The sequence below is a fragment of the Staphylococcus sp. GDY8P85P genome, assembly GCF_017892405.1.
Lineage (GTDB): Bacteria > Bacillota > Bacilli > Staphylococcales > Staphylococcaceae > Staphylococcus > Staphylococcus borealis.
In genome coordinates this window covers 49,459-63,917 of the sequence record NZ_JAESLA010000047.1, presented here as the reverse complement: position 1 = coordinate 63,917, position 14,459 = coordinate 49,459, and the positions used below count along the sequence as shown (strand labels likewise).

The 14,459-nt window shown below is 33.3% G+C and carries 8 protein-coding genes; 2 read left to right on the top strand and 6 right to left on the bottom strand.

The genetic code is table 11. The annotated features are described in order from the left end of the window. Window positions 1-154: 154 nt before the first annotated feature. Together KA828_RS10415 and KA828_RS10410 are read right to left on the bottom strand one after the other, a co-directional pair. Window positions 155-1,981: an acyltransferase family protein gene (locus KA828_RS10415; protein WP_210126179.1), complete on the bottom strand. Its 1,827-nt coding sequence runs from the start codon at window positions 1,979-1,981 to the stop codon at window positions 155-157. 463 nt (window positions 1,982-2,444) lie between these two features. Then, the gene (locus KA828_RS10410) at window positions 2,445-2,753 is read right to left on the bottom strand and encodes a metal-sulfur cluster assembly factor (protein ID WP_011276244.1); all 309 of its coding nucleotides are present in this window, start codon (window positions 2,751-2,753) and stop codon (window positions 2,445-2,447) included. 201 nt (window positions 2,754-2,954) lie between these two features. Between KA828_RS10410 and KA828_RS10405 the strand changes: the two genes are divergently transcribed. Together KA828_RS10405 and KA828_RS10400 are read left to right on the top strand one after the other, a co-directional pair. Then, a complete protein-coding gene (locus KA828_RS10405) occupies window positions 2,955-3,779 on the top strand; it encodes a Cof-type HAD-IIB family hydrolase (protein ID WP_053029747.1) in 825 nt (274 codons plus the stop codon). Between the two features lie 80 nt (window positions 3,780-3,859). Then, window positions 3,860-5,182, top strand: coding sequence for a CoA-disulfide reductase (locus KA828_RS10400; RefSeq protein WP_210126178.1), 1,323 nt, complete (start codon window positions 3,860-3,862; stop codon window positions 5,180-5,182). Between the two features lie 358 nt (window positions 5,183-5,540). On the opposite strand, the gene KA828_RS10395 is transcribed toward KA828_RS10400, so the two are convergent. From KA828_RS10395 to addB, 4 genes are all read right to left on the bottom strand, one after another. Then, the gene (locus KA828_RS10395; RefSeq protein WP_037538693.1) at window positions 5,541-5,942 is read right to left on the bottom strand and encodes a YisL family protein; all 402 of its coding nucleotides are present in this window, start codon (window positions 5,940-5,942) and stop codon (window positions 5,541-5,543) included. 233 nt (window positions 5,943-6,175) lie between these two features. Next, a complete protein-coding gene (locus KA828_RS10390; RefSeq protein WP_053029751.1) occupies window positions 6,176-7,081 on the bottom strand; it encodes a fumarylacetoacetate hydrolase family protein in 906 nt (301 codons plus the stop codon). A 109-nt stretch (window positions 7,082-7,190) separates the two neighbouring features. Further along, a complete protein-coding gene (gene addA, locus KA828_RS10385; RefSeq protein ID WP_210126177.1) occupies window positions 7,191-10,883 on the bottom strand; it encodes a helicase-exonuclease AddAB subunit AddA in 3,693 nt (1,230 codons plus the stop codon). Continuing rightward, window positions 10,876-14,364 (bottom strand): helicase-exonuclease AddAB subunit AddB, encoded by a 3,489-nt coding sequence (gene addB, locus KA828_RS10380; RefSeq protein ID WP_210126176.1) that lies wholly within the window; start codon window positions 14,362-14,364, stop codon window positions 10,876-10,878. Before addB ends, addA begins: the two co-directional genes overlap by 8 nt. Window positions 14,365-14,459 lie beyond the last annotated feature (95 nt).

The window sequence follows — 14,459 nt, the reverse complement described above, 5'->3', positions numbered from 1 at the left end:
GTCCGATTTGACGAAGAGCCCGAATTTATCGTCTCAGCCTCACATGAATGACTAGTATTGAGTTAGTTAAAAAGTGCATTCTCAATTCAGTCAGCTACAGCGCATGTGCTACATAGCTCAACTGTTTATTTTTGTTTCAAACGCTTAGCATATCTTATTTATTGTTCGAATTTTTCTTCATCGCTTTAATTATTTCATCAGATAATGCTTTTACACCACTATTTTCAAGATGAACGCCATCTGGTGCGAAGTATTCAGGATGTCCTGCAGAGCGTTGGTACCAATCTACTAAGGTTACATTTTTATGCTTTTTAGCAGCATTAGCAAGCTGTTTATTAACGTTATCTTGCCAATCACGAGGTACACGTGTATTTACTAAATAAATTTGTGCTTTACCAAACTTACTGATTAATTGATTTAATTCTTCCTCTGTAAAATCACCGTTAGTACCTAGTTCTAAAACAACTTTATCTGAAGGTTTATTATAGTTAGAATAATTGCCTGCAATCGAGAGCGCCTCTTGTAAATGGCGACCTACTTTACCATCAATCGTTGCTTTAGGCACTTGAGATTTAAATGTCTCACCAATATCTACCATTACTGAGTCTCCAATGAGTAATGGACTTATATCGGTATACACCTGTTTTTTACTTTTACTATTGCTATTTGAACCATCGATTTTTATATTTTCACCAGGCATCATTCTGATTAAATATTTATCTTGCTCATTCGTATTAAATGAATTTGCTTTATTTTCAATGTCATCTTTTCCAAAACGGTCAAAGACCCCAATAAATATTAATACTATTGGTATTAACGCTATTATTGATATGATCGTTCTGATGAATTTAGGTCTTTTTAGATGATTGAATGAAAATGCCTTGAAACCTTCACGTCTAAACGGTGTCTCTACATATCGATATGATAATTCAGCAAATAATACTGTAAGTACGATATCGATAGCATACACATAGATTGGAAGCTGTCCATCAACAAAGTGGATGTGTATAAAGCTTATAACAGGAAAATGCCATAGGTATAAACTGTATGAGCGTTTACCAATATAAACGAATACGCGATTACCTAACGCTTTAGCTAAAATGCTAGATGGATGAACTACACTAGCAATAACGAATAACGTCATACCTGATATAAGATAAAATCCACCATTATAAATCCATGAACTCGTATCTTTTACTGTGAAGAATAAGTATATCAGTAGGAGAAGTCCTATTATACCGATTCCATCAATTGAACGTTGCAACACCTTTGGCGGATGTGCTTTCAATTTAAACGGTGGCCATAAAAATGCTAATATTACACCTAATAATAATGTTTGTAAGCGTGTATCTGTCCCAAAATAAACTCTAGAATATCCAACGTTGGGTTGAGAAATAACGACCATCGCTAATAAAGATGCTAGAGAAATAATCCATAATATCAAAGTGACGTTGCGATATTTTTTAATCGTTAAGAGTAAAATAACTAACACGAACGGGAAGAACAAATAGAACTGTTCTTCTATTGCAAGTGACCATAAGTGTTTTAATGGCATAAATGAAAATTGCTCGAAGTAGTTAACATCTTTGGCAATATACCACCAGTTCGACACATAGAATAATGCGGCTATAATGTCATGTTTAACTCGTACAATTTCCTGTGGTTCAAATATTAATGTAGCAATTCCAACGACAATTAATAACGCAACAACTGCTGGAAGTAACCGTTTTACGCGTCGTAACCAGAATTGTTTCAGGTTTATTATGCCCTTTTCTTCGTATTCCTTTAAAAGCAAGCTTGTAATTAAATATCCAGAAATAACGAAGAAGGTATCTACACCTATGAATCCCCCTGTAAGCCATTTCCTGTTTAAATGGTAGATAATAATACCTAAGACAGCAATTGCTCTTAGTCCATCTAAACCAGGCATGTAACGCATTTTAGTCTTACGTTGATTCCCTTTTTCAAAATCTTGTTTCATTGTTCACATTCTTTCCCTATTAAATAATAAATTTTGATAAATTCATTAATTACTAAAGCACTGAAAATCAGGATAAAACGAAAGCCGATGATCAACAACATGAGTGAATATGATTTAGCTTAATATTCTTTAATATTTTAATGTGGATGATTAAATCGAGTTTTATACTTAGATGTCTGAGCTTGAACTATAATATTATTTTATATAATTTGGCGCATTTATTATAAATTTTCATAAATGCAAGTACAATTTAAATCATTTTATATTGTAATTCTTATGTATTGTAGTATAACGCTTAAACAAATTCAATTTATATTACAATTATGTCATTTATTAACATCATTTTGTCACTATACGCACTGAAGATATGACTTTGAAACGATTTCGTTAAAAAGTTAAGACCATTTAAAATAAAAAAACAATAGTACATCATCATCGTGTACTATTGTTTCTAAGCGATTAATTAGCCAACGCCTAATGCAATTTTAGCGTATCTTGACATCATGTCTTTATTCCAAGGTGGATTCCAAACAATATTAACTTCTGTATCTTGTATTTCTGGAATTTCAGCTAATACTGTTTTAATTTGTTCGATAATTTGTGGTCCAAGTGGGCAGCCCATTGAAGTTAGTGTCATTTCAACTGTACACAAACCATCATCATCAACATTCACTTTATATACTAAACCTAAATTAACGATATCAATACCTAATTCAGGGTCAATAACCATTTCAAGTGCACCTAGGATACTGTCTTTTAATGCCTCTTCCATTAGTATCACCTCTCATTATTTATCTTTACACTAATATATCAAATATCCGACAAAACGCCAATAAAATGCTATGATACCACTAAACCATTAAAGACGTTATAATGACACTATAACGTTGATTTAATGTATCACCTTCACAGACATTTGATATAAAATGATAGTGAACTTTATTCTATTGATATGTAGCTTAAGGAGAAATATATGAAACCTTATTTAATTTGTTTAGATTTAGATGGAACATTATTAAATGATAATAAAGAAATTGGTGAGTATACTAAAAAAGTACTTACAACCTTAAAAAAACAAGGTCATCAAATTATGATTGCAACTGGTCGACCTTATCGTGCAAGCCAAATATATTACCATGAGTTAAATATGGACACACCTATTGTAAACTTCAATGGTGCTTATGTGCATCATCCTAAATCAGATGATTTTAAAACGACCCATGAAGTTTTAGATGTAGACTTAGCTAGAAATATGATTGAATCACTTCAAAAAGCAAAAATTACAAATATTATTGCTGAGGTACGCGATCATGTCTTTATTAATAATCACGATCCTAGATTATTTGAAGGTTTCTCAATGGGTAACCCTAAAATAGAAACAGGTAATTTATTAGAAGAATTAGACGAAGCGCCCACATCTTTACTTGTAGAAGCCGAAGAAATTTACATTCCTAGAATCAAGCAAATGCTTACGCGTTTCTATGCGGAGAATATTGAACACAGACGTTGGGGTGCACCGTTCCCAGTCATTGAAATTGTTAAACGTGGTATAAGCAAGGCACGTGGGATTGATCAAGTCAAAGATTATCTAGGAATCGAATCTTCTCACATTATCGCTTTCGGAGACGAGGATAATGATATCGAAATGATCAAATATGCTAAATATGGCATTGCAATGGACAATGGCCTTGATGAATTAAAACATATTGCCAACCATATTACTTATTCAAACAATGATGACGGTATCGGTCGTTATTTAAATGATTTCTTTAAATTAAATATACCTTACAAAGGTTAACAATCAATTTATAAAGTGAGACAAATGTATATTTTTCTAATGTCTCACTTTTTTACTATATGTTTATGGAGGAATATACGATGCGAAAGATTATTGTAGTCGGAGCTGTTGCCGGTGGTGCAACTTGCGCTAGCCAAATCCGTCGTTTAGATAAAGACAGTCAAATTACCATTTTCGAAAAAGACCGCGACATGAGTTTCGCTAATTGTGGCCTGCCTTACTATCTCGGCAATGTTGTAAATGAGCGAAAAGATGTATTACCGATTACGCCAGATATGTTTAAAGAGAAGAAAAATATTACAGTAAAAACGTATCACGAAGTGATTGCTATTAATGATAAAGCTCAAACCGTCACAGTCTTAAATCGTGAAACTAAAGAAACATTTGAAACTAGTTATGACAAACTCATTTTAAGTCCAGGTGCAGGTGCTAATTCATTAGGCTTTGATAATGATTTCATTTTCACTTTACGCAATATGGAAGATACGGATGCAATTGATCAATTTATTGAGCAACATCAAGTTAAGAAAGCATTGGTCGTTGGTGCAGGCTATATTTCATTAGAAGTCTTAGAGAACTTATATACTAGAGGTTTAGAGGTTACATTAATTCACCGTTCTGAAAAAGTAAACAAGTTAATGGACCAAGATATGAATCAAGTTATCTTCGACGAGCTTGATTCACGTCATATACCTTATCGTTTAAATGAAGAAATCATCAGCATTCATGACCATCAAGTAACGTTTAAATCAGGTGTCAAAGAAGACTATGATTTAATTATTGAAGGTGTCGGTACACACCCAAATTCAAGCTTCATCGAGTCATCAAACATAGCATTAAATGACAAAGGGTTTATTCCAGTTAATGAGAAATTTGAGACGAATATCCCTAATATTTATGCATTGGGCGACGTCATCACTTCTTTCTATCGCCATGTCAATCTACCTGCACAAGTTCCTTTAGCATGGGGTGCACATCGTGGCGCCAGTATCATTGCTGAACAACTTACTGGTAACGATCATATTACTTTCAAAGGATTTCTAGGTACTAATATCGTTAAATTTTTCGACTATACATTAGCAAGTGTGGGCGTTAAAGTTGAAGAATTATCTCAGTTTAATACTCAAATGGTTGAAATTACTTCTGGGACACACGCTGGTTATTACCCTGGAAATACAGATATCCACTTGCGTGTTTATTTTGACGCTGAGCGTCGTCAACTATTGCGTGCTGCCGCAATTGGAAAAGAAGGCGTAGATAAACGCATTGATGTCATTTCAATGGCAATGATGAGTGGCATTACTGTTGATGAATTAACTGAATTTGAAGTAGCCTATGCGCCACCCTATAGTCATCCTAAAGATTTGATTAATATGATTGGCTATAAAGCCCGAGATTTATAAAATATGGGAGTGGGACAGAATTCTTTTAAATTCGTCGTCTACTCCCAGCTTGCTTTGCTTGTAGAATTTCTTAGTGAAATTCTCTTTGCTGGGGCCCCGACTCCCACCTTGCTTTGCTTGTAGAATTTCTTAGTGAAATTCTCTTTGTTGGGGCCCCGACTCCCACCTTGCTTTGCTTGTAGAATTTCTTAGTGAAATTCTCTTTGTTGGGGCCCCGCCCACAAGCATGACTAAAACTAAGAAGGCGCTTAGTTTAAGCGCCTTCTCAGTTCAGCCAGCTACTGTAAATTTGCAAAGTAGCATTATTATATTTTTATGTCCTAGACTCATACCTCTTTCATGAATCACTTATCTTATTTTAACTAATTCCAAAAAGACTACTGATTGGACCCCATGGTAGGATAATACCTAGTGCCATAGTAATAATGATTAAAATAATTGTTGCCCAGAATAAACCGTGGCTTGCTTCGTGTTTCTTACGTTTCGCAATAGATACTTCCATTAATGCAACTACTGCGATACCACAAAGCATCTTCAATGTTAACAACATATGATTACCGCCACCGCCATGACTAGCAGCCATAAATTCTTGAATTAACAACCAAAATCCTGAGAACAATGTAAGTAACATAAAGACTCTCAAGGCCATTTGTAAAGGTTTAAACATAGGTGTAGGACCTTGTGATTTTGAAATATGTAAAAATGCAATTACATATAAAATAATTGTCAATGCCCAACTTGCAATATGCATATGTAACAAGACTAAATTCCCCCAATACTATTGATTACTTTTTTACTTAATCATCATATCATATCTATATCCAAACGTATTGTTAAACGATAAAAGGAGTGGTGCATCGAACGCATGATGCGTTCAATTTACCACTCCTATATAAATATATGGAATCAAGAAAGACGTATTGTGTACGTCATAGCAATTGAGTTAGTTACTGATTATGAGCTAGTCATGACTATTTATATGTTGAATAGTCATTAATCTTTTGCGATATAAGTAGTTAATGTACCAATATTATCAATCGTAACTTTAACTTCATCACCTGGTTGTAAGAATTGAGGTGGTTGTAATCCTGCACCCACACCAGCTGGTGTACCTGTAGCAATAATATCTCCTGGATGCAATGCTACATATTTAGAAATCTCTTCAATTAAGTCATCAATTTTATTAATCATTTGACTTGTATTACCATCTTGACGAATTTCATTGTTAACTTTAGTTACAATATTAACATTTTCTGGTGTTGGTAACTCATCTTTAGTTACAATGTAAGGTCCCATTGGGCAACCACCAGTTAAACTTTTAGATAAAAATGCCTGATCTTGTTCATTTTGTGCTTTACGGTCAGTGATATCATTAATAATTGTGTAACCATAAATATAGTCCAATGCTAACGCTTTTGGAATTTTTTCTCCAGATTTGCCGATGACGATACCTAATTCGCCTTCATAATCTAATTGATCAGTGATATCTTTATGATTTGGAATTGTTGATTCATCACCAGTTAATGATGATGCTGCTTTAGTGAATACGTATAAACGTTGTACCTCATGATTTAATTCACTTGCGTGATCTTGGTAATTACGACCGAATGCGATAACATTATTTGGTGGTGTAACCGGTGGCAAGAATTCAATATCATTGAAAGCGATTTTGAATTCTTCTGCTTTACCACTATCTTCAGCTGCGACAACTGCTTTACGTACTTGTTCTTGGAAATCAAGTGTTTGGTTTTGTTGTAAACCTTCTAATAGTGTTTTAGGGTGGAAGTCACCTTCGCCAAATTGTGCAAACACTTTTTTTAGATCCCAAACTGCGTCTTCACGCTTAACTTTTACGCCGTAAGATTCAGCGTCATTATAATTGAATGATAGAAATTTCATTCAGTATCAACTCCTCATCTATATCTTAATACATATTATAACTTTAATCTTTGCTAAACCACAAATATATATGTCTGAAATTTTAGAAATTTAGTGAATTGCATGATATTTAATTAGAAGATCGTTTGTCGCCGTCGTCGATACTCATTTGACCAAATTGGAAGAAATACAGATAACCATACACTTTAGAATTCAAAATCGTTTCTAAGGTATTTTGATAATACTTCATTTGAATTTTATATTTATCTCGAAGTTGATTACCTATTTCTTCATCCGTCATACCCCTACGTTTATTAAAGGCATCCGTCTTATAATCTACAAAGTAATATTGCCCGTCTTTTAAGAAAATTAAATCAATCATTCCTTGAATTATGGATACATCTTCATCCTCTTCAGGCATTTCGTCAACACGTGCTTGATTTACAACAAACGGTAACTCTCTATATACTTCATCAGCTTGTGTAATCGTCATATACAAGTCACTTCTGATAAAATTCATAACTGCTTCAAATTGAATATCTTTCTTAGCGTCCTCTTCAATGATATGCTTTGCGATTAACTCATCAATATAATCATTTAATTCTGTTTCAGTCATTCGTGTTTCTTTAAATGGTAAATGTTGCATAACCGTATGCATTAAGGTACCAATTTCATTAGCTTTTCGATTGCGATTAGCGCTTAAGAATTTTGGTCTTTCATACGTTGAAACACCAATACGATATTGTCTGACTCTTTCATAACTTGTGCCACTTTCTTCTGTTTCTAATTGTCGCTTTAATTCAGAAACGGATTGTTTTGATGGCTTCTTCGTATCCTTTAAGTAAGGATATTCAAAAGATAGTTGATCATTAATTTGTTGTTTCAAAGCATCATCATGAGCGCCTTCTGTCTCTAAATCCGAAAGGCTACGACGCTCCTGCTCGGACTCACTATTTTCAATCGAAAGTGCTTCAAAATGTACGACCTTAATTTCCACAGAAGGACGTAAACTTTCATCTAATTGATCAACTGATTTTTCAAATTGATATTCCGGTAATAGAGATGAAGATTGATACTTAGCTAAAATACTATAAATTAAATCAAAAGGTCGATCAGCGGATAAACGCTTGTGTAATGCAATATGATTATTTGAAATAGGCAGTCGTTCATATTTTTCTAAGACTTCTTCCTTATCAATTGTCCCAATAAGAATGAGTTGTTCTTTAGCACGGGTCATAGCCACATACATCAAGCGCATTTCTTCTGAGATTAATTCTTTTTCAGTAATTGATTTAATGACTACTGATGATAGAGAAGGATACGTCACATTTTGTTCCAAATCATAATAATCAATACCCAGACCATATTTTTGATTTAAAATTAGTGGTTTGCGTAAATCACCTTTATTGAAATTTTTAGAGAGTCCAGAGTAAATCACATATGGGAACTCTAAACCTTTACTACTATGAACTGTCATCATTCGCACCACATTATCATTAGGTCCTATAACGTTCTCTTCACCAAAGTCTTTATTGCGCTCGATTAATTCATCAATAAATCTTATGAATTGATATAATCCTCTAAAGCTAGAATTCTCAAATTCCACTGCTTTGTTGAACAATCCATAAAGATTTGCACGTCTACCTTTACCACCTATTAAGCCACTAAAATATTGAATAACATAGTGGTCATTATAAAATTTGTCAATGAGTTGGTAGACTGGGTGTGACTGACTATATACTTGATACATTGTTAAATCATCGATAAAACGTTGTAACTTTTTAACTAATGCTGGTCGCGCTTCCTCATCTTTAATATAGTGCATGATAGATTGGTAGAAATAATCATCATTCATACTGAGCACACGTATATGGGCTAATTCATCTTCTGTAAATTGATAGATTACCGATCTCATCAATCCAACTAGATAAATATCTTGCAATGGATTATCGACAGTTCTTAAAAAAGATAAGACTAATCGCACTTCAGTTTGTTCGAAGTATCCTTCCTTACTATTTACATGAAACGGAATATTATTGTCTTTAAATACCTGTTGCAAATTACGTGCATTTTTCAAACCTCTCTCAAGTATGATAATATCTTTGAAAGTCGCCTGTCTATATGTTTCCGTCTTCATGTCATATACCTGTTTATTTTCAACGATATCTTTAACTTGTTCAACGATATAACGGGCTTCTTGTTCTAATTTTTCTAAATCAGCATCACTGCTTTTATCTTGAACTAATGCATGTAATTCAAGTGGCATAGATTTATCGGAATATTTAGTAGCACCAAAATAAAGTCGTGCATCAGCATCATAATCAATTTCACCAACTTCTTCATCCATCATATGATCAAATAAATAGTTGGTCGTGGCGAGCACTTCTTTACGCGAACGGAAATTTTTAGATAAATCAATACGCATACCAGTTCCATCACCATTCTTTGTAAAACGATGATATTTATTCATAAATAGCGTTGGGTCAGCTTGTCTAAATTTATAAATAGATTGTTTAACATCGCCTACCATAAATAAATTACCATTAGACTCATCGCCATGTTTAATTTTAGATATAATAGCTTCTTGTACTTGGTTTGTATCTTGATATTCATCTACTAATATTTCTGAAAACTGGTCACGATATGCTTTAGCGATGGGTGAAGCATTTCCTTCTTGATCTGTTAATATTTGTAATGCAAAGTGTTCATAATCAGAAAAATCTAGAACGTTACGACTACGTTTCTTATCAGCAAAATCATTAATAATATCTTTAACAATTCGAACAAGATACTGTATTCTTGGTGCTAAACGCTTCATATCTACCTTTAATTCTTCAAAAGAACGCATTAAATACTTATTTTTTACATTTAATAATAGCTTTTTATAGTCATCATAAAAGTCTTTCGCATTTGTTAAAAATTGAGCACTTATACCTGCGTCTTCATTCGTGTCTTTTAATTTTTTAGTAATTGTAGGCAATTTTTCAGAAGCGTAATTAATAATTTCTTCATAATTTATTACATTACCCTCTAGCATTTTTTCACATTTGTATTTTTCTAATTTAATAACATCTAAATGTTTTTCTGCTTCAATACAATTTAAAAAGTTATTTTCCGCTTCTAATAAGGTACGGTATGCTGCTTTGATATAAATTTTTGCTAGTTTTTCTAATTCTTTCAAATATGCTACATGTTTATCTTCATTGTCATAGATATCAACTAATGAATCTAGCCACTCAAATGGTGATGGATTAGCGATACTAAAGTTGTAGAAACGTTTTAATAAATCTCTAAAACTATCATCATTTCGGTCATTCGATAATTGTTCCACAAGCGTAAGAAACTCAACATCTGGTGTTTCATAATGTTTTTCTAGTACCTCATCAATAGCTTGTTCAAGTAAAAGTACATTTTCCACATCACTTATAGTACGGAAGTTGGGATCTAAATCAATGACATCATAGTGCTGTTGGATAATCTTTAGACAGAAACTATGTAGTGTTGAAATTTGTGCTTGATGAATTTTAATACGTTGATTCTTTAAATGTTCATTGCTTGGATCTTCAATTGAAGCTTGTTGAATACGTTGATCTACACGATGTTTCATTTCTCTAGCACTTAAATTAGTAAATGTGACAACAAGTAACTTATCAACATCTATTTCGTCTCTAATTATTTTTTGGATAATCCTTTCTACTAAAACGGCAGTTTTGCCGGAACCCGCAGCAGCGGCTACTAATATATCCTTCCCATTAGCATATATACTTTTCCATTGCGCATCTGTCCATTGCGCATCTTTAGGTTTAATTGGAATATCATTCATTATTATCACCACTTTCTAACTCGACATCTTGTACTGCTTTAATAGGGTCTATTGTTTCATCTACATGACGATAATGTTTACTATCTATCATCGTATCCACGTGACAAACAGATTTAAAATTACAAAACTGGCATGGGAGTTGGTCATCAAATTTAAGTGGTGCAACTTCAGTGTGACCTTTCATAATGTTTGTAGCAGTATTTATAAAATTATCTTTATTGTGCTTAATAAATTTATGAATCGTTGTTTCATCAGCCACACTACTTCCCCTACTACCAATACTTCCATCTTTCTTCAAACTAACTGGAACAATATCAGATTTGCCAATGTCTTCTAATCGAATATCTAATGCATCTACGACATCCATATCACTATTAACTAAGCCACGTAATTTATACTCTTTCAAAAATGCTTGTTCCAGTTTATCTTCTGTTAAAGCATCATCTTGCAATTCGCCCCAATCTTTAAAGTTAAGACGTTCATCGTGGACATGGAAATACAATAGTCCACCTGGTTTAATTTCATTTGACAAGCCCAGTCTTTGGGCATTTTGCAATGCAATATCCATATAAGTCATCATTTGCATTTGTTTGCCATAATAAACCTTTTTCAAATCTAATGTCGCACTCGGATTAGATGATTTATAATCAATGATATTTATATAACTCGTATCATTCTTAGTATAAGCATCTATACGATCAATTTGTCCGCGTATATTAACTGGAATACCTTGTTTTGTAATTAATGGTTGTGCAATAAGTTCTTCACTGTTCTTAGGTGATTTTCTAAATCCTGCTTCGAATCGTTGCGGTTTAAACTTTGTATTTTTATTTTGGTAGCGTAGTGCTTTCAGCGTACTTTCAACAATAACACCAATTCGTTTAGACATATATCGGTAGTACGCATTTGAATCCATAAGATTAAACTGAACTTGCGGCAATACATTTTCTAAAGCTTCAACAGTTAATGCGCGAATCTTTTTATTATCAAGATTTTTAAAATCGCCATTAATCTTATCAGAAATATACTTTAATGCAGTATGGAAAATATTACCTAAATCAAAATTTTCAAGTTTATATTTCGTGCGTTCATTTAATCTTAGACCATGGTTCGCGTAATGTTTAAATGGACAGTCATTATATCCTTCAAATCTAGAAACGCTGGCATTGATTGTTGAACCATATAATGATGCTGCCAACGGTTCATCTAATTGCACCGTTTCATTATCATATGTCAACGCTGTTAATAAGTAACTTAAACCACCGTTCAATTTGTCATTATCTCGCATAACTTGATACGCATCTACCCATATATCTGCAACCATCTCTGCTTCCAACCAACGCTTTAGCGATTCAAATAGTGCTACCTTAGTTTGATGCGGATGTTCCATTAAAGAAATAGGTTGAGCATTATGTTTATAGTGAATATTCGTTACTTCTAAACCATTAAACAATGCTTGTATTTGATCAAGAAACGGACTCTTCTCTTTATCCTCACCTTGAGCCCCCATTAAGCTATATGAAAATGTAACTTGGTCACTGCCTCGTGTCATCGCAATATAGCAAACAAACGCTTCATCCATTTGTAAGATATCTGAGGTTGGACTCAATTCAACTTGTGTCTGTTGCTCAAACATTTTCTTTTCTTCATCAGTTATTAAACTAGAAGACGAAACAGGTTGTGGCATTGCGCCATCATTCATTCCAACCATATAAATATGCTTTTTATTGTCTACCTTAGCTAGATCCATTGTCCCTATACTAACTTGGTCGAGTGTTTGCGGAATCATAACAAACTCTAATTGTTCCAAACCAATATCAAAAACTTCTAAAAAGCGTTTAAGTGTCATATCTTCATTATCAAATACAGTGACTAAATCATCTAATATTTGGATAAGGCCATTCCAAATTTGGTCAATTTCTTCTGCTTCTTCATGATGACCCTCGACATCTAGTTGGTCCCGATGTGTCATTAAATATTTTGGTAAATCAAATGACTCCATAGTTTCATAAAATGCTGTCGCAAATCCTCTTACATTATCCGCTTCGTTCATTGCCTTTTCGAAAGTTACTATTTTATCGATAATATCATGCTTCAAATTAACGACTTGCTCAAACGTTTCTCGTTCTTCAACAGTCAATTTATGCTCTTTTCGGCCCATTTTAGTAAAATTATCTACACTAAATAATTTATCATCGAGCCAACGTTTGCCATAAACGCCACGTTCAACTACAAAATTCTCTAATAAATCAATTAAATACGCACTATCTTTAAAATGATTAGACAAAATATTGGTTTTAATTAAGCGCATCATCGGACTCATATTCCAGTTCGTTTGAATTACTTCTAAAAGCGAACGCACCATTTCCATGATGGGATGATGTGTCATTGATCTTTTGGTATCTATATTAAATGGGATGTCATATTGTGGAAGTACAGAGTCAAATAAATAGGCATAGCTTTCATCGCGATACAGTATAGCGATATCTTGGTATCGATATTGCTTATCTCGTGTATCTTTTATAATTTGGCGAGCCACTTCATTCACTTCTTCACGTATACTTGATGATTCTAAAATATTAATATTACCTTCATAAGTTACAGGATTAATTTGCAGTGCATCAAATTGTTGTTCCAATTGCATTAAATCTTTGTTGTTAAAACGATGTTGTTGTTTAAATAATTGTTGTTGTAAGTCTATATTTAAATCATTAGCAATTTCCTTTAAGTGGGTTAATACTTCGGATGGTTTTCTAAAGAGACTGAATGGATCTTCATTACCATCTGTTGTCAGAAGGACTGTAACTTTTTTGGCATTTTGTACCAGCGCTTTAATTATTTGATATTCCAATGTAGAGAAGTTATGGAACCCGTCTATGTATATTTCTGACCTTTTAATCCATTCTGATTGATTCAAAATATCAATAAAATGATTTAAGCTATCCTCTGAGGTAATAAACGATCCATTTATACGTTCCTCAAAAGATTGGTATATGAGGGATATATCTTCTAATTTATGTTTCGTTCTCGTACTTATGTCATTATCTTGCAAAAAGGATTTCAAATGTTCAGGCGTAACAGCATATTTCTTAAAATCTTGAATTTGTTCACTTAACTTCTCACTGAATCCATAGTAATTCACTTGTGATCGATATAATTTGAGTTCAGATTGATGTTGTTGAACGAGATCATAAATCATCATCTCAGTGGCTGCTTGCGTTAATCGTTCTTCAGTTAATCCCCCTACTTCTTGAAAAACTCTATAACTCAAACGTTCAAAGTGAAGCACTTCAGTTCTTAAACTTCCATTCAATGCCTTGTCATTTACAAAAGCTTGTTCTAATTGAAACGTACTTTGAGTTGGTGCGATTAAAATAATCGGATCACCAAGTGGGTCATCTTTCATTTGTTGCTTTATATTATTAATCATATAATGGGATTTACCTGTCCCGGCTCTACCTATGTATGCGTTCAACTCCATTATTCCCACACTCCTTTGAGTTCATTTTAACATAGAACATACGTTCCTAAAAATGTTTTGTTGTATTAAAATAATGAACAAAAAAAGACTGGTTG

Bases quoted from the DNA above. Each gene is read 5' to 3' on its own strand.
- addA (WP_210126177.1), bottom strand. From the start codon at position 10,883: ATGAATGATATTCCAATTAAACCTAAAGATGCGCAATGGACAGATGCG.
- KA828_RS10400 (WP_210126178.1), top strand. From the start codon at position 3,860: ATGCGAAAGATTATTGTAGTCGGAGCTGTTGCCGGTGGTGCAACTTGC.
- KA828_RS10415 (WP_210126179.1), bottom strand. From the start codon at position 1,981: ATGAAACAAGATTTTGAAAAAGGGAATCAACGTAAGACTAAAATGCGT.
- KA828_RS10410 (WP_011276244.1), bottom strand. From the start codon at position 2,753: ATGGAAGAGGCATTAAAAGACAGTATCCTAGGTGCACTTGAAATGGTT.
- KA828_RS10390 (WP_053029751.1), bottom strand. From the start codon at position 7,081: ATGAAATTTCTATCATTCAATTATAATGACGCTGAATCTTACGGCGTA.
- KA828_RS10405 (WP_053029747.1), top strand. From the start codon at position 2,955: ATGAAACCTTATTTAATTTGTTTAGATTTAGATGGAACATTATTAAAT.
- addB (WP_210126176.1), bottom strand. From the start codon at position 14,364: ATGGAGTTGAACGCATACATAGGTAGAGCCGGGACAGGTAAATCCCAT.